Origin of the sequence: Nostoc edaphicum CCNP1411 (genome assembly GCF_014023275.1) — a bacterium.
GTDB lineage: Bacteria > Cyanobacteriota > Cyanobacteriia > Cyanobacteriales > Nostocaceae > Nostoc > Nostoc edaphicum_A.
This window is the reverse complement of the sequence record NZ_CP054697.1, coordinates 235,714-254,995: the sequence shown is the minus strand read 5'-3', so window position 1 is coordinate 254,995 and position 19,282 is coordinate 235,714. Positions and strand designations below refer to the sequence as shown.

Annotated in this window: 19 protein-coding genes, 2 pseudogenes and 1 riboswitch; of the genes and pseudogenes, 13 read left to right on the top strand and 8 right to left on the bottom strand. The window is 42.1% G+C overall.

The features are described from left to right. Positions 1-101: 101 nt before the first annotated feature. The 4 genes from metE to HUN01_RS02705 all read right to left on the bottom strand — a co-directional run bounded on the left by metE (position 102) and on the right by HUN01_RS02705 (position 4,151). A complete protein-coding gene (metE, locus tag HUN01_RS02720; RefSeq protein WP_181927344.1) occupies positions 102-2,354 on the bottom strand; it encodes a 5-methyltetrahydropteroyltriglutamate--homocysteine S-methyltransferase in 2,253 nt (750 codons plus the stop codon). Positions 2,355-2,429: 75 nt separating this feature from the next. Further along, positions 2,430-2,840, bottom strand: coding sequence for a DUF1636 domain-containing protein (locus HUN01_RS02715; RefSeq protein WP_181927343.1), 411 nt, complete (start codon positions 2,838-2,840; stop codon positions 2,430-2,432). 299 nt (positions 2,841-3,139) lie between these two features. Next, positions 3,140-3,282, bottom strand: a riboswitch (cobalamin riboswitch). Between the two features lie 354 nt (positions 3,283-3,636). Continuing rightward, complete coding sequence (locus tag HUN01_RS02710; RefSeq protein WP_181927342.1) at positions 3,637-3,876, bottom strand: hypothetical protein; 240 nt, start codon at positions 3,874-3,876, stop codon at positions 3,637-3,639. Between the two features lie 62 nt (positions 3,877-3,938). Then, positions 3,939-4,151, bottom strand: a complete 213-nt coding sequence (locus HUN01_RS02705; RefSeq protein ID WP_181927341.1) for a high light inducible protein — start codon at positions 4,149-4,151, stop codon at positions 3,939-3,941. Between the two features lie 361 nt (positions 4,152-4,512). On the opposite strand from HUN01_RS02705, the gene petJ reads away from it, so the two are divergent. Further along, positions 4,513-4,848: a cytochrome c6 PetJ gene (gene petJ / locus HUN01_RS02700; RefSeq protein WP_181927340.1), complete on the top strand. Its 336-nt coding sequence runs from the start codon at positions 4,513-4,515 to the stop codon at positions 4,846-4,848. A 97-nt stretch (positions 4,849-4,945) separates the two neighbouring features. Further along, positions 4,946-5,914: a tetratricopeptide repeat protein gene (locus HUN01_RS02695; protein ID WP_181927339.1), complete on the top strand. Its 969-nt coding sequence runs from the start codon at positions 4,946-4,948 to the stop codon at positions 5,912-5,914. A gap of 146 nt (positions 5,915-6,060) precedes the next feature. Here the strand turns inward: HUN01_RS02695 and HUN01_RS02690 are convergent, their stop codons facing one another. Together HUN01_RS02690 and HUN01_RS02685 are read right to left on the bottom strand one after the other, a co-directional pair. Continuing rightward, a complete protein-coding gene (locus HUN01_RS02690; protein WP_181927338.1) occupies positions 6,061-6,906 on the bottom strand; it encodes a M56 family metallopeptidase in 846 nt (281 codons plus the stop codon). Further along, positions 6,906-7,325 carry a BlaI/MecI/CopY family transcriptional regulator gene (locus HUN01_RS02685; RefSeq protein ID WP_181927337.1) on the bottom strand — a complete coding sequence of 140 codons (420 nt, stop codon included), beginning with the start codon at positions 7,323-7,325 and terminating at the stop codon, positions 6,906-6,908. The genes HUN01_RS02690 and HUN01_RS02685 overlap by 1 nt, the downstream gene beginning before the upstream one ends. Positions 7,326-7,862: 537 nt before the next feature. Here HUN01_RS02685 and HUN01_RS02680 point away from each other — a divergent pair. From HUN01_RS02680 to HUN01_RS02640, 9 genes are all read left to right on the top strand, one after another. Next, positions 7,863-8,363: a DUF2231 domain-containing protein gene (locus HUN01_RS02680; protein ID WP_181927336.1), complete on the top strand. Its 501-nt coding sequence runs from the start codon at positions 7,863-7,865 to the stop codon at positions 8,361-8,363. After that, a complete protein-coding gene (locus HUN01_RS02675; RefSeq protein ID WP_181927335.1) occupies positions 8,360-8,965 on the top strand; it encodes a DUF2231 domain-containing protein in 606 nt (201 codons plus the stop codon). Before HUN01_RS02680 ends, HUN01_RS02675 begins: the two co-directional genes overlap by 4 nt. Then, positions 8,966-9,889 carry a cytochrome c oxidase subunit II gene (locus tag HUN01_RS02670; RefSeq protein ID WP_181927334.1) on the top strand — a complete coding sequence of 308 codons (924 nt, stop codon included), beginning with the start codon at positions 8,966-8,968 and terminating at the stop codon, positions 9,887-9,889. A gap of 43 nt (positions 9,890-9,932) precedes the next feature. Beyond that, complete coding sequence (gene ctaD, locus HUN01_RS02665; RefSeq protein WP_181927333.1) at positions 9,933-11,615, top strand: cytochrome c oxidase subunit I; 1,683 nt, start codon at positions 9,933-9,935, stop codon at positions 11,613-11,615. A 117-nt stretch (positions 11,616-11,732) separates the two neighbouring features. After that, positions 11,733-12,353 (top strand): cytochrome c oxidase subunit 3, encoded by a 621-nt coding sequence (locus HUN01_RS02660; RefSeq protein ID WP_238845418.1) that lies wholly within the window; start codon positions 11,733-11,735, stop codon positions 12,351-12,353. A gap of 80 nt (positions 12,354-12,433) precedes the next feature. Continuing rightward, positions 12,434-13,984: a GMC oxidoreductase gene (locus tag HUN01_RS02655; RefSeq protein ID WP_181927332.1), complete on the top strand. Its 1,551-nt coding sequence runs from the start codon at positions 12,434-12,436 to the stop codon at positions 13,982-13,984. 185 nt (positions 13,985-14,169) lie between these two features. Further along, positions 14,170-15,612 (top strand): cytochrome ubiquinol oxidase subunit I, encoded by a 1,443-nt coding sequence (locus HUN01_RS02650; protein WP_181927331.1) that lies wholly within the window; start codon positions 14,170-14,172, stop codon positions 15,610-15,612. Between the two features lie 236 nt (positions 15,613-15,848). Continuing rightward, positions 15,849-16,862, top strand: coding sequence for a cytochrome d ubiquinol oxidase subunit II (gene cydB / locus HUN01_RS02645; RefSeq protein WP_181927330.1), 1,014 nt, complete (start codon positions 15,849-15,851; stop codon positions 16,860-16,862). 236 nt (positions 16,863-17,098) lie between these two features. Next, positions 17,099-17,278 carry a hypothetical protein gene (locus HUN01_RS02640; RefSeq protein ID WP_181927329.1) on the top strand — a complete coding sequence of 60 codons (180 nt, stop codon included), beginning with the start codon at positions 17,099-17,101 and terminating at the stop codon, positions 17,276-17,278. A gap of 98 nt (positions 17,279-17,376) precedes the next feature. Here HUN01_RS02640 and HUN01_RS02635 read toward each other — a convergent pair whose 3' ends face one another. After that, positions 17,377-18,030: a MotA/TolQ/ExbB proton channel family protein gene (locus tag HUN01_RS02635; protein ID WP_181927328.1), complete on the bottom strand. Its 654-nt coding sequence runs from the start codon at positions 18,028-18,030 to the stop codon at positions 17,377-17,379. A 207-nt stretch (positions 18,031-18,237) separates the two neighbouring features. On the opposite strand from HUN01_RS02635, the pseudogene HUN01_RS02630 reads away from it, so the two are divergent. Then, positions 18,238-18,402: pseudogene (locus tag HUN01_RS02630) on the top strand (transposase family protein); the annotation flags it as partial. A gap of 195 nt (positions 18,403-18,597) precedes the next feature. Further along, positions 18,598-18,951 (top strand): annotated as a pseudogene (locus tag HUN01_RS02625) (transposase); the annotation flags it as partial. 100 nt (positions 18,952-19,051) lie between these two features. On the opposite strand, the gene HUN01_RS02620 reads toward HUN01_RS02625, so the two are convergent. Further along, a complete protein-coding gene (locus tag HUN01_RS02620) occupies positions 19,052-19,270 on the bottom strand; it encodes a FeoC-like transcriptional regulator (protein WP_181927327.1) in 219 nt (72 codons plus the stop codon). Between the last annotated feature and the right edge of the window lie 12 nt (positions 19,271-19,282).

The following is a 19,282-nucleotide window of genomic DNA, read 5'->3' as shown; positions in this document are numbered from 1 at the left end:
GAATAGTGTAGATATTGGGCATTACTGTTGAGTTCAACAATAAGCAAGAGAGCAAAAGTCTTAAAGCACTCTCAGACTAATGCCTGTGACTACTTTTACTGTTATTTCACAGTCACATTTGCTTCCTCCCGTAGAACTTTCGTGGCTTCCACCATGTTCTTTAAAGCCGGAATCACCTCTGACCATCGCCGAGTTTTCAAACCACAATCTGGATTTACCCAAATTTGTTTTACCGGTAAATTAGCAATTCCAGTCCGCAATTGTTGTAAAATCTGCTCAGTTGTCGGCACGACAGGACTATGAATATCGTAGACTCCATTACCAACTTGATGTGAGTAACCACCCTCTGTGATTTCTCGCAAAGTTTGATTGTTGCTGCGACTATTTTCAATTGAAATAACATCAGCATCTAACCGTTCGATATCCTTGATGATGTCACCAAATTCGCAGTAGCACATGTGGGTATGAATTTGCGTTTGGGGTTGGGCTACTGCTGTCGCCAAACGAAATGCATCTACAGCCCAAGATAGATATTCATTCCAGCGCTCAACCTTCAGGGGTAAACCCTCACGCAGCGCGGGTTCATCTACTTGAATTACCTTTGCACCAGCCGCTTCCAAATCCGCTACCTCATCCCGCAACGCTAAAGCAATTTGGAAAGCTTGTTCTGATTTGGAAATATCCATCCGGGGATAAGACCAATTTAAGATAGTTACAGGAGCCGTCAACATCCCTTTTACAGGTTTTTCCGTCAATGATTGAGCTACTTTAAACTCACGTACCGTCATTGGCGCAGTCCGAACCACGTCACCATAAATAATTGGTGGACGAACATAACGGCTACCGTAGCTTTGCACCCAACCATTTTCAGTGAAAGCGAAGCCTGATAACTGCTGTCCAAAAAATTCCACCATATCGGTGCGTTCAAATTCACCATGAACTAAAACATCTAATCCTAATTCCTCTTGTAGTTTAATGCTTTCAGCAATTTGAACATCAATTGCAGCTTCGTATTCTGACTGACTCAATTCACCCCGTTTGTAACGCATTCGGAGTTGGCGAACTTCAGAGGTTTGGGGAAAAGAACCAATTGTAGTTGTGGGGAACAGAGGAAGCGAAATTTGGGAATCAAGCCGCAATCCATAGGATAAGGAGCGCTGAAAATCATCAGTTTTTAAAGTTTTTAGTCTTTCTTGAACTGACTGATTTGCTGGATTAAACTCCTCGAACTTATTCCAGCTAGTCTCGATAATTTCTTGTTCTATTTTAGTATTTTCTCCTATTATTGTCCGAGCCAAGAAAACCACTTCTTGAAGTTTCTGTTCAGCAAAACTCAAGACATTACGTAGTGGTGATGGTAATCGTTTTTCTCGTTTGGCATCGTAGGGAACAAATTGTAAGGAAGCAGATGGTTGAATATGTAGAGATGTTCCATGTAAAGTCTCTACAATCTCTTGTAAAATGGGAATAACTTTCTCGGAACGAATTTGCCAAATATTTCTTGCGTCTATAATCCCTGCACCTAGTCGCTTATTTGGTGGGAAACCGTAGGTTTTGATTAACTCTAAGTTGCGTCCGCGTGTCAAGTCTAAGCTAATAGCAGCAACGGGTAAATCTATCACCCAAGGGTAAGTTTCACCCAAATCATCAAAATAAGTAACCAAGTGTAGGGGTATTCCAACTAACGAAAGTGATTGATAAACTTTATGAAAGTGTTCTTTCCAAGAATTAGCATCACCTAAAACAAGTGCAGGTTCATGTATTTGTACTTCTTCTACTCCCAGATTTTTTAATTCAGTGAGTAGGTTTATGTATAGCGGAATTAACTTTGATACTGCTTGCTGAATATTTAGTGATAGTTTGCTTAAGCGCAGCAGAGTACAGGGGCCAAGTACAATCGGAATTGCTCGTTTACCTAATATTTTTTGAGCGCGGCTAACTCGTTCTAAAAAGTCACTGAAATCAGATGGTAATGTTGATTCAGCAATTTCCGGGACAAGATAGTGATAGTTAGTATCAAACCACTTGGTCATTTCCAAGGCGGGAATTCCTTCTTTACCTCGTGCCATTGTAAAGTAGCGTTCTAAGCCAGAAAGCTGTTGAAATCTTTCAGGAATTAGCCCAAAACGAAATGTCCAGTCAAGTACATGATCGTAGAGAGTTGTGTCTCCAATTCCAATATAATCAATTCCGGCTTCAAGTTGGGTTTTCCAGTTAGATTCCTCGACTTTTTGTATGGTTTGCAGTAATGATTCGGACTCTATATTACCACTCCAAAATGCTTCTAGCGCTTTCTTTACTTCCCGGTTTTTACCAATGCGGGGATAGCCTAATGTTGCTGTTTGAATCTGCATTACTTTCTGTTCCTTTTAAGACTAATGATTTAGGTACTAGAGATTAAGAACTGGCAAATTTTACCCAGTCATCAATTAACAACAACTTATGTTTAATTTTGCCCACTTATTTAGTGGTGGAATCTTTGCTAAAATCCCTTTTTTCAAAGGTTCAGGTCGTTCTGACCAAGGTAATAAACCATCAGGCTTAGTATAATATTGAGTTGCACATTTCAATACAGCAGATGCACAGCCGTCAACTGGTAAATCGCCAAAGAGATAGGTTGATTTCCCTTCTGCTGTAAAGGCAATAACACAAGAATGGTTACAAGCACTCATACATTCAACTCCCTGAATGTGGAATTTATTTCGCAATTCCCAATCTTGTGCAAGTTGTTGAAGCTGTTGTATTAGTTGTTCACCTTTACTTTCACCAACTCGTTTACCGTTTTGCCACACGCTGTCACAAGTCGTGCAAACAAATAAAGTATGTTGTTTGTCGAGCATTAATTTTGAAGTTTGTAGAAAGAAGTCTGAATCGCAGATATGACAACTTTTTGCAGTCGTACAACTGCAACATAACGTGTCAATTTAGCAAAAATGATGTTACAAAAGCTTTCACGCCAACAAAAAACTAGCGCAAATGACAGTTGCACCAAAGGCTAATTGCAATGATCAATAAACTGCCTATAATTTCACAGCCATGAGTAGTCTGTGGAGTATCTCTGGCACTATGAGAACGTGAAACTGATGTATCGTTGAAATATTTATGGCAATATTCACCTGTACCTCGCAGATGGGTATGAGTTTACGTGTTGCTTTCGGCGGGCATTCTGACTCACAAGGCGAACCTTGATTACAGCTGCGGGACAGCGCCGGATTTACACCGGACTTTCCCCCTTGCGTCTGATGGCTGACTCCCAACAGAACCGAGTTGATATTTTCCTAACAATAGCATGATTATGAATTTAATCATACTTAAACTGACTGGTTCCAATAGCTACCATTTGTTAGTGGGACTGAGACAAAAACAACCAAAAAAGAACCTCAAATCTATATGCAGAAAGACTTTAACATCGTTTTGCTTAGTTTCTTAAGATATCTAAGTTTGGGCTATTTTTGAGCATAAGGTGTCTTTCTCTTACCCTGCATTGGTTTGAGGCTTGTTTTTCCCTCAAAAATGTTTAAGTCCCGCTAAATGCACTGTTACTAATCATTGATTCCTACAATTTAAAAGAAGTCTTGGTTATGTCCACCAAGACTTCGGATATATTTATTCAATTTAAAACCTGAAGCCAACTTTTTATCCCAAATTGCTGAAATAGATTGCCCAAAGAGTTCCTGTTACTCCCACAGCAATTAAAAGGTTAGTGAAAAACTTGCCTAATTCAGTTTCTTCTCCTAGTACTTTATCGTCTTGACCTGCACTGAAAAATAATGACCAGGCTTGGTTAACGTTAATTATTTCAAAGTTGTTGAAATCGGGGCGAAAAACAACGGGGCCAATTAAATCTTTTTTAGGGAAATCAAAATCAGTTTTCATAGCAATCCTCTGGTAATTTTCTATCGGTTAATTGAGTGAAATTCTTAAATATTCAGATTTAGTTACAGGTTTGTCAGCCATCCAATCAAGCCGTGTCCTGTGACAACTTCTAGAGCTATGAGTGAGACAAAACCAATCATCGCTAAACGTCCATTGAGTTTCTCGGCGTACTCGGTAAAACCTGCTCTTGGGGTTTTATCTACATAAACCTTTGGTTCAATTGCAAAGTTGTTGAGTTGACCAAGTTCGTTCATGGTAAAGCTTTTGCTTGTCATGTCTTTTTTCCTTTACTTGCTTATGTAACCAAATATAACACTATGTAAATATTTTTTACAAGTACTTGACAGAAACAAAGAATGTGGTTTTCCGTACTCAGCAGTTAGGTTTACCGTATGTGCGATCGCGTAGCGTCTCCTTTTTGGGCGATCGCCTCTGGCGGGTGCAAAGCACCATCGCGTAGCGTCTCGTACCCCTACTCTTAAGCAAACTACGCGCAGCGTCGACTACAGGAAAAGAGAAGCCATCGCACAAAGCCAAGCCAGACAGTTTGACAGCTTGTCATTTGACGACACCACCCATGAACAAGAGAATTGTTGAGGATGTCGAATAAGCTTTAATTGCAGAGGGAACATTGGGATGAAAAAGATTATTTCAGTATTGTTGCTGGGTGTAGCGATTTTCACTTTTGCCTTCAATAACCCAGCTTTAGCAGCAGACGCAGCCAGTGGAGCCAAAGTCTTTAGTGCCAATTGTGCTTCTTGTCACGCAGGTGGTAAAAACTTGGTTCAAGCCAACAAAACTTTGAAAAAAGATGCTTTAGAAAAGTTTGGGATGTACTCAGCAGAAGCGATTATCGCCCAAGTAACAAACGGTAAAAATGCTATGCCTGCCTTCAAAAGTCGTTTAAAACCAGAGCAAATTGAAAATGTAGCAGCGTATGTGCTGGGACAAGCAGACAAGGATTGGAAATAAAGTCAGAATACGACTGTTGTCCTCTAGTTCAGAAATAGTAGGTAGGGTATGTGCCTTATCTACTCATTTTGCTCTGTTAATAAAGTGAGGTATTATTATGAGTCGCTTTTACCGATTCATCCTCAATTTTGGTATTGCCGTTGTACTCGTCTGTCTTTTTCTCACTTCGCCTGCATATTCCTTAGCTGCATCGGACGCGAAAATCCCAGAAGGCGACTTATTCAAGCTAGGGATCGAAAAAATGCGACACGGCAGTTACCCTGAAGCTATTCAAGATTTTACAGAGGTAATTAAGCTCAAAAAGGATTTTGCTGTAGCTTATAGCAATCGTTGTCTGGCTTATCTGCAATTAGAAGATTATCAGAATGCGATCGCCGATTGCAATCAAACTCTAAAGTTAACACCCAACAATGTGGAAGCACACCTCAACCGAGGACTAGCATACTACAGACAAGGGGACTATCAAGCAGCGATCGCTGACAACAATCAAGTAATCGCTCTCAAACCTAATGATTTCAGAGCCTACTACAACCGAGGGATAGTCCGTGGTATGTTGGGTAATCACCAACAAGCAATATCAGATTACAATCTCGCACTCACTAATATTCCCCAATCATCCAGTCTACTAGAAGCGGATGTTTACAATGACCGAGGACTAGCTCATTTTGAGTTATCAGACTTAAAAACAGCTATGATCGACTTCTCAGAGGCAATTCAACTCAATCCCAATGACTATAGAGCTTACTATAATCGGGGTTGTGCTTGTGGTAGAAGTGGCGATAACTCTTGTGCTGTTAGGGATTTTACGGAGTCACTCAAACTGAACTCAACCAATGCTCAGGCTTATCTTAATCGGGGTATAGCCTACCATCAACTTGGTCACGAACCAGCAGCGATTGCAGACTTACAAAAGGCGGTTGAATACTTTGCCCAACAGAGAGAAACTACACTCTATGACAAAGCTTTCTTATTACTGAAAAATTTACAGCAACAACTCTCATCTTTATCAGAAATTGCTCTAATCCCCAGAGACGCAAAGACTAAGGAATATGGAGTTAGTTCTTGAAACTGTCTAATTATTTAGGACTTACGCAAAAGTACACGCTGTATGGGCAATTCATGAATTGCCCATACGTGAAAATAAGGGTTTCGGCTATTGTTTACATAAGTCCTGTTATTGTCAAAAAGAACTCAAATACTCACCTAATTCCTCTAATTATGAAACGGAATCACCAGCAATGGCACAAGCACCAAAATTAACCACACCCAAGACCATATTTTTGGCTGTCCTATAGAATCTGGTTGCTGCAAAAGAACATCTATTCTCTGTGTGACATGATTAGTTGGAATATGCTGGGCAAAAGCTGCACAAAAATTTACCTCTAGTAAAATTGGAGTATTGACAACCAAGAGTAAAGCCTCTGCCAATAAAAGATTATCAACTTGCCTAGTTGCCCAATAATCAGCCCGTATTTCTCTTAAAAGTAACAACTCTTGCCATAAAGATTCTGTGTGCGGTAGCCAAGAGGTTAACTGACGTAGCCACCCCAAAAAGAAAAACCAACAGGTATCGCGGTAGTGGCGATGTCCATCTTCATGGGCTAGTACAGCTTTGAGATGGGGGACATCTAAGGTATCTAATAATCCCTGACTGATAATTAACTCAGGTTCCCAAAAACCAACCAAAGCACAATAAACAACAGGCGCATTTAGTAAGCGTGCTGGTGTACCGTAAACACAAACTATGGGATAGGTGCGAATTTGTTCTAGCATCCGGTTTCCCTCCCATGCCAACTTCAGCCATAAGATACCTGCAAATCCTAAGAAACTGATGGCAAGTCCGTAGCTAACCCAACCTTCCCACCCCCAAACCATAATATGTCCATGAGGCCCCATACAAAACACTGCAAATGTTGTGGTTAACAGAAGTAATGGCGGTAGGAGAAATAGCAACAAGGCGCGGGGAAAACGTTCTGTCCAGCTTCCCATAGGGGATGACCAATAATATCTCAAGTACCAAGCTAGGATTAACGCCATCACTACCATCAACAGATGCATTACTTCTTCTCCCTGAGTTCACGAAGTGCTTGGATTTTTTGGGCGATCGCCTCAAACTGTGCCACACTAGCCTCATCCAGACTGTCAGCAAAAGCAGCTACAATCTCCGGCTTGCCCAATTCGAGAAATTTCTGTAACTGTTCATAAGCCTCTAACGCTTGTGCTTCAGAATAGGAAATCAAAGGTCGCCAAATATAGTGGCGGTGCTGTTTAACACATTCTAGCCAACCCTTATTGCTAAGACGATCCAGTATTGTTGCTACTGAGGAATAAGTTAACTCGCGTTCTGGATCAGCAATGATGCGTTCATGTATCTCTTTGACTGTGGCAGAATCCAGAGAGTAAATAATGTTTAAAATCTCTGCTTCTAATGGGCCTAATTTCAGTTTGTTGGGGCGGTAATTTGGCAGAGAACTCATCTTTATTTTTAGTGTCTTTTAACTAGATTAACCAGAATTTATTTATGATAAATTTGCTTGAAAACTTCATAACTAACTTTGACAAGCTGTCGCACTTCAATCTGACAACTTGTCTTTTGACATTTCACACCGACTGACTTAAGGTCGGAGGGGATTTTTAGCTTCAGTTGGCTTAATTTTTTCCAGGAATTGAAGCTCATTACAATCTTGATTAAACCTCCAATTGTTCATTAATTAAGGAATATGCGTATTTCAACTCAATCAATAAAATTTACCAAATATTCAATCTCTTCTGAGCAAGCAGTTATCTTTAACCCAGATTACTTAGAAGCTGTATCAAGTAGTCTATCTATTTTATGATGAGATTTTTACAAATGTCAAAAGACAGACTGTCATTCTTTTCTCTGACATTTTGTCAAACTAAAAAATCTAGAAAAAAGTTAAAGAATATCCAGATCAATAATTATTGAAGACATTATTTGAAGAATATATTTGTTAAGTTTAACTAAGTGCAGGATATTTGCACGGGAGCAGACCATGTTTGAATATCTTCCACCTTTGAACGACCACAACTTACCTTACCCAGATACAATCCATCCGATAGTTGTCCACTTCGTGATTGCAATGGTATTGTTCGCCTTCTTCTGTGATGTAGTTGGTTATTTTAGCCATAACGCCCGTCTTTTTGAAGTCAGTTGGTGGAATATGTTTTTCGCCACGATCGCCATTTTTATTGCGATCATCTTTGGTCAGATTGAAGCGGGTTTAGCCGAACCTTACAACGCAGTTGAACCAATCCTAAATTTACATACCCTGATTGGCTGGTCGCTTTCAGGAATCATCGCCGCGATAACAGGTTGGCGTTATGTCATTCGGTTACGTGACCCAGAAAAATTACCAGTTCCCTATCTGGGAGTGGGACTACTTTTAACTTGTTTGGTGTTCTTCCAAGTGTATTTGGGAGATGAATTAGTGTGGGTGTATGGACTGCACACAGTACCAGTTGTAGAAGCTGTGAAGGCAGGTATTTTGCGATGAATACCCAACTAATTGAACAACTCAGATCGCAACTAGGTGCAAACGGACTACCTTACAGCATTCCCGTTCATCCCAACTTAGTCCATCTCACCTTGGGTTTATTTATCGTCGCCATTGCCTTTGATATTGTTGGTGTACTATTCCCCCTAGAAAAACCAGTTTTCAAATTTTTGGCAATACCCGCTAATCGTGCCGGCTTCTTTGATGTGGGTTGGTACAATATGCTGGCTTCAGCCATCATCACCTTTTTCACCGTGGCCGCAGGCTTTTACGAAATCATGTTGGCAGAACCACCAACAGATTTAAAAAGTGCTTGGGGATTACAAGGGATGGAGACAATGCTATGGCATGGTGTCGGTGGTGTCCTCCTCTTAGCGCTGATTATTGGCATGACTGTATGGAGAGGATTTCAGCGTTATTTATGGCGAAAAGATGTCGGTCAACAAGTGCAGTGGAGTTATCTTGCAGCAGGGTTTTTCATCATGTTTATTATGTTCGTTCACGGCACATTAGGAGCGCAACTAGCGGCAGAATTTGGCGTACATAATACTGCTGATAAATTACTGAGATTGGGTAAAGACATTAACGCGGTATTGAAGTAAATGAAAATTCAGAATATTTTGATTTTAATTGGCTGTGCGATCGCCCTCACAGCTGCTAGCCTCTGGATGGGAGAACAAGCCTATTCCTGGTTTCCCCCCCAAGCCGCCGCCGAATCCAAACTCATAGATGAACTCTTTAGCTTTTTAGTCACCTTGGGAACCTTCATTTTCCTGGGTGTAACTGGAACCGTCATCTATTCCATAATTTTCCATCGCGCAGGTAAATATGACACCAGCGATGGCCCGCCAATTGAAGGAAATGTCACCTTAGAAGTAGTTTGGACAACAATTCCCATTCTGTTGGTACTGTGGATTGCAACCTACAGTTACAACATCTATGCAGAAATGGCGATTCAAGGGCCAATGGAAGCCATGCACATACATAAAATGGCATCAGCCCATGCAGCAACAATGGAGGAGAAGGGGACATTTTCAATCACCGCCTCTAACTCCATACCAGTTGAAAAAATAGAAGTGCTTGCCAAACAATGGGCTTGGGTCTTTCGCTACCCCAACCAGAATGTTACCAGCACAGAATTACATCTACCAGCAAATCGGCGCGTTAGTTTAGCACTCCAATCAGCAGACGTTCTCCACGGCTTTTACATTCCTGCCTTTCGACTCAAACAAGACATAATTCCCAAGCAAACCATCGACTTTGAATTTACTCCCATTCGCCCCGGCAAATATCGACTGCGCGATTCTCAATTTAGCGGTACTTACTTTGCAGCCATGCAAGCAGATGTAGTAGTCGAATCAACAGCAGATTACGACCAATGGCTGAAATTAGCTGCAACCCATAAACCAGTCCCCGCCAATAATCAAGCCGCCAACGAATACACCCAAAAAATCAAAGGGGCATTCACCACAGGCTATCCCACAGTCATACCCGCACCACCGCCTCTAGTCAATTTCTCCTCTTAAACTCAATTTCTCTGCGCCTCTGCGCCTCTGCGTGAAACATCCTATGACAAATACCCAAATCGAAAATCCCAAAATACTACTAGAAACACACCACCATCCCCCCACCACCTGGAAAACCTACTTCACCTTCAGCACCGACCACAAAGTTATCGGTATCCAATATATTGTCACCTCATTCATCTTCTTTCTGATCGGTGGCATCTTGGCAATGATTATTCGCGGCGAACTGATTACCCCAGAAGCCGATTTAGTTGACCGCACCGTTTATAATGCCATGTTCACCATGCACGGCACTATAATGCTGTTCTTGTGGACTTTTCCCGTCTTAGTTGGTCTAGCAAACTACCTTGTCCCGCTAATGATTGGGGCGCGAGATATGGCATTTCCCCGCCTGAATGCCGTAGCCTTCTGGATGGTGCCAGTATTTGGAATTATCCTGATGGCTAGTTTCTTCCTACCTGGTGGCCCAGCCCAAGCAGGTTGGTGGTCTTATCCCCCAGTTAGCTTGCAAAACCCTACAGGTAATCTCATTAACGGTCAATTTCTCTGGCTGATAGCTGTAGCCATATCGGGTGTATCCTCGATTATGGGTGGTGTTAATTTTGTTACCACAATTGTCAAAATGCGCGCACCAGGAATGACCTTCTTTCGGATGCCGGCTTATGTTTGGGCAGTGTTCAGCGCCCAGATTATCCAACTGTTTGGATTGCCTGCACTGACGGCAGGTGCAGTCATGCTGCTACTTGACCTCAGCATTGGTACAGCCTTCTTTGACCCTGCTAAGGGCGGTAATGCAGTTCTCTTTCAACATTTTTTCTGGTTCTATTCACATCCAGCAGTTTACGTAATCATACTACCTGTTTTTGGCATCTTTTCCGAAATCTTCCCAGTTTATAGCCGTAAACCTCTGTTTGGCTACAAAGTAGTTGCCGTTTCCTCACTATTGATTGCCGGCGTAAGTGGTTTTGTTTGGGTACATCACATGTTTGCCAGTGGTACACCAGCCTGGATGCGGATAGTGTTCATGGTTTCCACAATGTTCGTTTCCGTACCCACGGGGATTAAGGTGTTTGCTTGGGTGGCGACAATTTGGGGAGGTAAACTGCGGCTGACTACCCCGATGCTGTTTGCTTTGGGTGGATTGATTATGTTTGTGTTTGCCGGTATCACAGGCATTATGCTTTCCTCTGTACCGATTGATATTCACGTTAATAATACTTACTTTGTCGTGGGTCACTTTCATTACGTCCTCTACGGGACTGTGACAATGGGGATGTTTGCCGCCTTTTATCATTGGTTTCCCAAGATGACTGGGCGGATGTACTACGAAGGCTTGGGTAAGCTGCATTTTTGGTTATCATTCATCGGGACTAACCTGAATTTTTTACCCATGCACCCATTAGGCTTACAAGGGATGTTGCGTCGGGTTTCTTCCTACGACCCAGAATATGCTTTTTGGAATGTGATTGCTAGTATTGGTGGATTTTTGTTGGGGATGTCTACACTACCCTTTATTTTGAACATGATTGGTTCTTGGGTGCAGGGTGAGAAAGCACCGGATAATCCTTGGCGGGCTATTGGGTTGGAGTGGCTGGTGGCTTCTCCGCCGCCGGTGGAGAATTTTGAGGAGATTCCTGTGGTGATTTCTGAACCTTATGGGTATGGGAAGTCTGAACCGTTGACGGCGAATTTGGAAAAGCAAGAGTTAGCAAGAGATTTGAATTAATTCATACTTGAAACCTAGTGCGATGTTCGTAGTAAGGACTTCAGTCCTTAATTTTGTTTCCAGGAGAGGACTAAAGTCCCCACTACAAACCAAAAAAAAATTAGTGAAAATTCAACTATGACTGTGAATAGTTCTATTAGTCGAGAAGAGTTGCAGGAGTCTTTGGAGACGAGGACTGTTGAACATACTCATGATGAAGCCGCCAATAGTATGTTTGGCTTTATCGTATTTTTACTTTCGGAAAGCATCATTTTTCTGAGTTTTTTCGCAGGATATATTGTTTATAAAACCACGACTCCTGATTGGCTACCTCCTGGTGTAGAGGGATTGGAGGTTAGGGAACCGGCGATTAATACGGTAATTCTGGTTTCTAGTAGCTTTGTGATTTATTTCGCGGAACTTGCCCTGAAACGCCATAATATGTGGGGATTCCGTCTGCTTTGGTCAACAACAATGGCGATGGGTAGCTACTTCTTGTATGGTCAAGCAGTTGAATGGAGTAGCCTGCATTTTAGTGTGACATCTGGCGTATTCGGGGGAATGTTCTACTTGTTAACAGGATTCCACGGGTTGCACGTTTTTACTGGTGTGGTGTTGCAGTTAATTATGTTAGTACGATCGCTTATTCCTGGTAATTACGATCAAGGCCATTTTGGCGTAGATGCTACTTCCCTATTTTGGCACTTTGTTGATGTAATTTGGATTATTTTATTTTTCCTCATTTATATCTGGCAATAAATACTTTATCTGAAAAATCCTCCTCTCCCCTGCCCCTCTGCCCCCCTGCTTTCTCATTTCCTTCTCAAAGAAAAACCCTTATGATTATTGACGATCAACACTACGACATTATTATTGTTGGCACCGGTGCTGGTGGCGGTACATTAGCATATAAACTCGCACCATCTGGCAAGAAAATCTTAATTCTAGAACGCAGCAATTTTCTCCCCAAAGAAGAAGAAAATTGGAGTGCTGTTGAAGTCTTTAAAAAAGAACGTTATCACACTCAAGAACAATGGTACGACAGCGCCGGCGAACCTTTTCGCCCTCAAATTAACTATTGGGTAGGCGGAAATACAAAAGTATATGGTGCAGCGCTGTTACGGATGCGGGAACGGGATTTTCAAGAGGTCAAACATCAAGATGGAATTTCGACTGCATGGCCTTTGAAATACCAAGACTTTGAACCCTATTACACTGAAGCCGAGAAACTCTACCACGTCCACGGTAAACTAGGCAATGACCCAACAGAACCACCCCGCAGCGAAACTTATCCTTATGCAGAAGTAAGTCACGAAGCGCGGATGCAAACAATTGCTGATGCTATCTCCCAACAAGGGCTACATCCAACAAATTTACCTTTAGCACTCAAGAGTGATTGTATCCGATGTCATACTTGTGATGGTTTCCCTTGTAAAATAGATGCCAAAGCTGATGCTCATACTGTGGGAATTAACCCAGCTTTGTCATATTCTAACGTCACCTTGAAAACCTCAGCTAAGGTTGTGCGTTTACACACTAACCCTTCTGGTGTGGAAGTAAAAGCTGTGGAAGCAGAAATTGATGGACAATCCTATCTATTTTTTGCAGATATCGTAGTTCTAGCTTGTGGTGCGGTAAATTCGGCGGCGTTGCTGTTGCGTTCTGCAAATGACAAACACCCAAAGGGACTTGCTAATAGTTCCGATTTGGTGGGACGTAATTTTATGAAACATCTGATGACGGCTATGGTGCAACTTAGTCCAACACCAAACCCAACGGTTTTTCAGAAAACAATCTCTGTCAATGATTTTTATTGGGGAGAATCAGATTTTCCTTTCCCGATGGGTCATATTCAAAATACAGGTAGTATTCTACAAGAGATGATTCCCGCCGAAGCATCGCCTTTGTTATCGCTGATGTCGAGGTTAGTACCTGGGTTTGGAATGCGACAGTTAGCCAATCATTCTATTGGTTGGTGGTTACAAACGGAAGATTTACCTGACTCAAAAAATCGAGTGCGGGTAGTGGGTGATAAGTTGTATTTGGATTATACGCCTAATAATACTGAGGCACACGATCGCCTGATTTATCGCTGGACTGATGTGCTAAAAGCTGTAGACCGCACTTCGGAAAACCCGGTGTTTCGTCGCGGTATTTATCCCCGTAGTGATAGCCCGATTCAAGTGGTGGCGAATCAGTGCGGTACTTGCCGATTTGGGGAAGATACAAAAACATCTGTGCTTGACCTCGATTGTCGCACCCATGATGTGAATAATCTCTATGTTGTTGATGGTAGTTTCTTCCCGTCTAACTCTGGGGTGAGTCCGGCTTTAACTATTATTGCCAATGCTTTGCGAGTTGGCGATCGCTTGATTGCACGCTTGCACTAAGGGACTTGCAAAAGATAAAACATCCCGATAGGGGTTTTTAGCTTTCTGCATAGGTTTGGGAATATAACTAATTACCCGAACTTGATATTAATCATTTTGAAAAGGTAGAAATGTTCCGTTACCATGCCACTGGCACCCCAAGATGGTATGCAAGTCAAGATTTAAACAAATTCAGAGGTTAGTTCATGGATTTTCTATCGGACACCGTTGCCCTATCGCGGATGCAGTTTGCACTGACGGCGATCTTTCACATGCTATGGCCTGTTCTCACCACTGGGATGGGGATTTATCTAGTCATTGTTGAAGGAATGTGGCTCAAAACACGCAACCCCGATTACTATCACCATGCTCGTTTCTGGGCAAAGTTATATGTGTTGAATTTCGGTATTGGTGTAGCATCTGGCTTACCGATGGAGTTTCAATTTGGCACGAACTGGGCACCATTTTCGGAAGCGGTAGGCGACTTTTTTGGCAGCATTCTAGGCTTTGAGGCTTCGATGGCATTCATGCTGGAAGCCGGATTTTTGGGCATTATGCTGTTTGGCTGGGAACGGGTAAATCCAGTGATTCACTATTTTGCCACCATTATGGTTGCCTTTGGCGCAAACCTATCTACCTTCTGGATTTTAGCGGCAAACTCTTGGTTGCAAACCCCGGCAGGCGGAGAAATGGTGAACGGGAAGTTTGTTGTCGATGATTACTTTCAGGCAATCTTAAATCCCTTCATGCTCAACAGCGTGTCGCATATGTTTTTAGCGACGCTAGAAACTTCTCTGTTTGTGATTGGGGGAATTAGTGCTTGGTATATTCTCAACAACCGTCATCAGGCTTTCTTTGCGCGATCGCTCAAAATTGTCTTAGCAACTGCGATCGCTGTCACCCCATTACAAATCTATATCGGACACCTCAGCGCCGAGCAAGTAGCAGATTATCAGCCCACCAAACTCGCCGCAATGGAGGCCAAGTGGGAAACTAGTCCAGCCGGACAGCCCGCGCCTTGGAGTGTGGTGGCATTACCTAATAATCAGACTGAGCAAAATGATTGGGAAATCTCAATTCCCAACGGCTTGGGCTACATTTTGGAATTCAAAAAAAATCTGTCTAAACCCGTTCTGGGATTGAAAGAGTGGAAACCTGAAGATCGCCCCCGCATGGTGGGTTTAATTTATTACGCCTTCCGCATCATGAGCGGCATTGGCTTCTTCTTAGCTGGATTGATGAGCATCAGTGTGATTCAGTGGTTGCGGGGCAAACTTTCACCAGAAGCGATCGCCGAGCAGAAATGGCTACTGCGAATCTGGATTTTGGCGGCTCCACTGGGCTACATTGCCGTCGAATCAGGCTGGATTGTGCGTTGTGTTGGGCGGCAACCTTGGGTAGTTTACGGGCAAATTCGCACGGCAGATGGAGTTTCACACTTACCTGCTAGTGAAGTCTTAACATCCTTGGTGATTTTTGCTGTAATTTATACAGCCCTATTTATTTGTGCCTTATTCTTTGGTAGTCGAATCATTCGTCAAGGCCCCAACCTAGAGCTTCCGGTTCCAGGCATTGACACCCAACCTGCCCTAGAAACTACTCCGGCTGAATTTGTTCCAGATCAACGTCCTATCGAAGCAGAGCAATGAAAAAGCAGAGGGGCAGAGGGTCAGGGGAGCAGAGGAGAGAACCCACACTTCGTCAAGCGGTAGTTGAATCTCGACTTCTCCTAACGGAGACGCTACGCGTAGCTTGCTTCCCCGTAGGGGTACGCTCGATTACCGCGCAGTCGAAACTCAGTGCAGACGCTGCGCTATCGCCAGGGACAAGGCTTTGAACCTTATCTTTTTCGTAAATCAAATAGGTAAAATAATTCGGTAATTGTATGGAGAATCTAGAACACTTTTTAGCGCAGGTCTGGTTTGTCATCTTAGCTCTGTTTTTATTTCTCTACGTAATGTTAGACGGGTTTGATCTAGGCGTAGGCATCCTATCGCTAACCAGTTCCAATGACGACCGACGCGACATTTTAATGACGAGTTTGGGTAATATTTGGGATGCCAATGAAACCTGGTTGGTGTTGATGGGGGGTGCGCTGTTTGGGGCATTTCCTCTGGCTTATGGCACTATTCTGAATGCGCTCTACATTCCCATTTTTGGCATGATCTTTGGCTTGATTTTTCGGGCTGTGTCCTTTGAATTTCGAGAGCATTCTACAAACAAAGTGTTTTGGAATGTCGCCTTTGGAGTTGGGAGTTTCATGGCGGCGCTGTTTCAAGGATTTGCCTTGGGGAGTATTTTAGAAGGCATTAAGGTGGATGAATCGGGTCACTTTATTGGTAGTATGTGGGACTGGCTGGATTGGCGATCGCTCTTAGTTGCCTTGACATTAATCCAGGGTTATGTATTGATTGGCTCCACCTATCTCATCTTAAAAACTGAGGGAGAACTGCAAACATCCCATTACCGCACAGCAAAACTCGCTGCTTGGACAACCCTTATAGGTGCAATCTTAATCACCATCGCCACCCCTGTTGTGTATGAAAATGCCAGGGCAAAGTTATTTCACCAACCAGAAGTATATCTATTTTCACTCATTCCCGTGCTAGGCGTGCTGCTGATTGGGTTATTGATTCAAAGCCTGAACCGCAAAGCAGAAACTACTCCCCTGGTTTGGACAGTGCTGCTGTTTCTACTTACCTTTGTGGGCTTAGGATTAGTTGTTTTTCCCTATATCATCCCCCCAGGTATCACCATTTATCAGGCAGCGGCAGCACCTAGTGCATTAGTGTTCATGATTATCTTCATTGGATTTCTGATTCCCATTATGTTGTTCTACAACATCTACAATTACATTGTGTTTCGAGGGAAAGTGGCAGGTACACATTATGGGGAATAGGTGATACCAATTTGAGAAATGATTGGTTTCAGCTTAATGACTGCGATATTTGCTTTGAAGCCATACAAACAATGGACGTAGATGGCCCTAAGCTTGGACAAATACGAATTCATATCTGACAGAATTTGCACTTTTTCTGTACATGTCAGATAGTGTCAAGTATGACGCTTTGTCTTTTGACAGATATTAATGAGTTATTTAGCATTCTTAGATGCCTCTATTTAAATTTAGGTTATATGACCGACGGACAAAATAAGCGAAAGAAATTAAAGCTGCTATCCATCGGTATCGCACCACATGATGCTTTATTATCGATTGGCATCTCCCCTCATGGTTTAATTTCAATTGGTGCTATTCCCCACGGGTTGATTTCAATTGGACTAGTTTCAATTCAGCAAACCTGCTCCTTGGGATGAAGAAATCTAAAAATGATGTCGTTTAACCGAGCTTTTTTACCAAAAACTGAAATTTTGCTCATTTTTTGTTAAAGGCATAATTTGTTGGGATATAGTGTTCATTTTGTAGAGGTATAGGCTTTTTCTCCTCGTTTATCACGGCGGCGATAGAGTAATTCTAACTGTCCTCCATATTCCTGAAACAACGATATTTGCCGGCTATAAAGTCCGCGAAAGGAGTTGGCGAAAAACAATGTAAAGATAGCAACTATTAATCCAGATGCTGTAGACACCAAAGCTTCACTGATCCCACTAGTAACGTTTGCGGTTTTCGTACCTCCTACATCCCCAATATTCAAAGAAGCAAAGGAAGTAATTAACCCTAAGACTGTACCAAGTAGACCGAATAGTGGTGCTAAACCAATGATGGTGTCAAAAATATTTTGAAACCGTTTGAGTATGGGGATCTCAGCTTGTGCTTCACTTTCTAAAGCTAAACGAAATTCTTCTGGAGTTGGTTCTTCTAATTCCAACGCTGCTAAAAAAACCCGTGCGAGGGGTAAATCAATATTTTGCCGGAGTTTATCTATTGCAGCCACTACATTCTCTAACTGATAGAGTTTTAATACCTCTTTAATTACACGACTTTGACGGCTATTAATTCTCACCCAAAACTTAACACGTTCAATAATTAACGCCACCGCCAATATAGAAAATACCAATAGCGGCCACATAACTAAGCCGCCAGCAGTAAACAGATTTTTAATTCCCATCTAAAAATACGGCGCAGATACTCCTGTGACATCACCTCAGCAATGTTACGGTAGAGAAAGGCCGTCCTCCGATAAAGTTTACAGTTGAATGATTTCCACTCAAATCGCTAATACTAGGAGAAATATAGCTATCAAGATCCGATAGATGCTTGATTTTACATTTTTAGAATCAATCGGCGTTTGTAGCGGAACAATATTCCTTCTGCCTCATCTAGTAATCGGATATTTATTGAGCATTTGATTCGCTTGCTGAAAATATTCCGCATAGCCTCACAAAGATTTCGCTTAAGTATTGATACTTATGAACAAATTATTTTAACAGTTTGTGGGTTAGTTAGGCTAAGAATTGGTAGTCTAGTTTTACCAAATTAATTACTATTAATAGTAATACTAACTTAGATAACTAGGGAGTATTATTGATGGCTCTAAACTATCATTAACTATCTCAAAGCCTTATGATTACGTTTTCACGAAGATATCAAAGCTTGCTCTCAAAGCTTTGAACAGTCTGCCTTTGGAGTTTTAGGACAAGTCTAATGCTTGCTACCGCAGATAAACGCTACGACTATGCGGCAATTGAACCAGATAATAATGGCAATGCTAGCAATGGATGGGAGAGTAACGATGCTGGGAATCTCCCGTTGGACAGGCACTGGTGGTAGTTACCCTTCGATGTTGAGATTATTTCATACAGTAATCCCTTGGGCAACATTGTTTTGGCTATTTTTTCGCAAGCATTTGTTTCGTGCGAATGAGGTATATTTGCTTGCAGGAGATGAAGTTGTAGTCAGCAAATCAGGGAAACAAACTTATGGGTTGGATAGGTTCTTTTCGAGCTTAATAAGTAAACCAATATCAGGATTATCTTTCTTTACATTATCGTTAGTAAGTATCGAACAAAGACACTCATTAAAACTTGAGACCTAAAGGAAGAAGCTGCCTCAAAAATGGTGATTTTGGTAAGGATAATGGAAGGAAAGACGACAAAAACTAAACCATTGGGGGTTATTTGCGCGGAACTTTAACAAACCCATTCATAAAATTCAATTGCCTCTGGTTCACAACTGTGACATCCACCACACTTTTTCCCATCCGCCATTTTACGGACTCGACCTTTACGAATTAGCTTACTCAGCATTCCTCGTAAAGCGTCTCCATCCATGCGAAAGTGAAGTTGCATATCTGCAAGAGAAGCTTTTTTGTGTTGGGTAAGGAATTGTTGTAGTTCACTTAATATCATGGTTTTGTCCTC

Bases quoted from the DNA above. Each gene is read 5' to 3' on its own strand.
- metE (WP_181927344.1), bottom strand. From the start codon at position 2,354: ATGCAGATTCAAACAGCAACATTAGGCTATCCCCGCATTGGTAAAAAC.
- HUN01_RS02715 (WP_181927343.1), bottom strand. From the start codon at position 2,840: ATGCTCGACAAACAACATACTTTATTTGTTTGCACGACTTGTGACAGC.
- HUN01_RS02710 (WP_181927342.1), bottom strand. From the start codon at position 3,876: ATGAAAACTGATTTTGATTTCCCTAAAAAAGATTTAATTGGCCCCGTT.
- HUN01_RS02705 (WP_181927341.1), bottom strand. From the start codon at position 4,151: ATGACAAGCAAAAGCTTTACCATGAACGAACTTGGTCAACTCAACAAC.
- petJ (WP_181927340.1), top strand. From the start codon at position 4,513: ATGAAAAAGATTATTTCAGTATTGTTGCTGGGTGTAGCGATTTTCACT.
- HUN01_RS02695 (WP_181927339.1), top strand. From the start codon at position 4,946: ATGAGTCGCTTTTACCGATTCATCCTCAATTTTGGTATTGCCGTTGTA.
- HUN01_RS02690 (WP_181927338.1), bottom strand. From the start codon at position 6,906: ATGCATCTGTTGATGGTAGTGATGGCGTTAATCCTAGCTTGGTACTTG.
- HUN01_RS02685 (WP_181927337.1), bottom strand. From the start codon at position 7,325: ATGAGTTCTCTGCCAAATTACCGCCCCAACAAACTGAAATTAGGCCCA.
- HUN01_RS02680 (WP_181927336.1), top strand. From the start codon at position 7,863: ATGTTTGAATATCTTCCACCTTTGAACGACCACAACTTACCTTACCCA.
- HUN01_RS02675 (WP_181927335.1), top strand. From the start codon at position 8,360: ATGAATACCCAACTAATTGAACAACTCAGATCGCAACTAGGTGCAAAC.
- HUN01_RS02670 (WP_181927334.1), top strand. From the start codon at position 8,966: ATGAAAATTCAGAATATTTTGATTTTAATTGGCTGTGCGATCGCCCTC.
- ctaD (WP_181927333.1), top strand. From the start codon at position 9,933: ATGACAAATACCCAAATCGAAAATCCCAAAATACTACTAGAAACACAC.
- HUN01_RS02660 (WP_238845418.1), top strand. From the start codon at position 11,733: ATGACTGTGAATAGTTCTATTAGTCGAGAAGAGTTGCAGGAGTCTTTG.
- HUN01_RS02655 (WP_181927332.1), top strand. From the start codon at position 12,434: ATGATTATTGACGATCAACACTACGACATTATTATTGTTGGCACCGGT.
- HUN01_RS02650 (WP_181927331.1), top strand. From the start codon at position 14,170: ATGGATTTTCTATCGGACACCGTTGCCCTATCGCGGATGCAGTTTGCA.
- cydB (WP_181927330.1), top strand. From the start codon at position 15,849: ATGGAGAATCTAGAACACTTTTTAGCGCAGGTCTGGTTTGTCATCTTA.
- HUN01_RS02640 (WP_181927329.1), top strand. From the start codon at position 17,099: ATGACCGACGGACAAAATAAGCGAAAGAAATTAAAGCTGCTATCCATC.
- HUN01_RS02635 (WP_181927328.1), bottom strand. From the start codon at position 18,030: ATGGGAATTAAAAATCTGTTTACTGCTGGCGGCTTAGTTATGTGGCCG.
- HUN01_RS02620 (WP_181927327.1), bottom strand. From the start codon at position 19,270: ATGATATTAAGTGAACTACAACAATTCCTTACCCAACACAAAAAAGCT.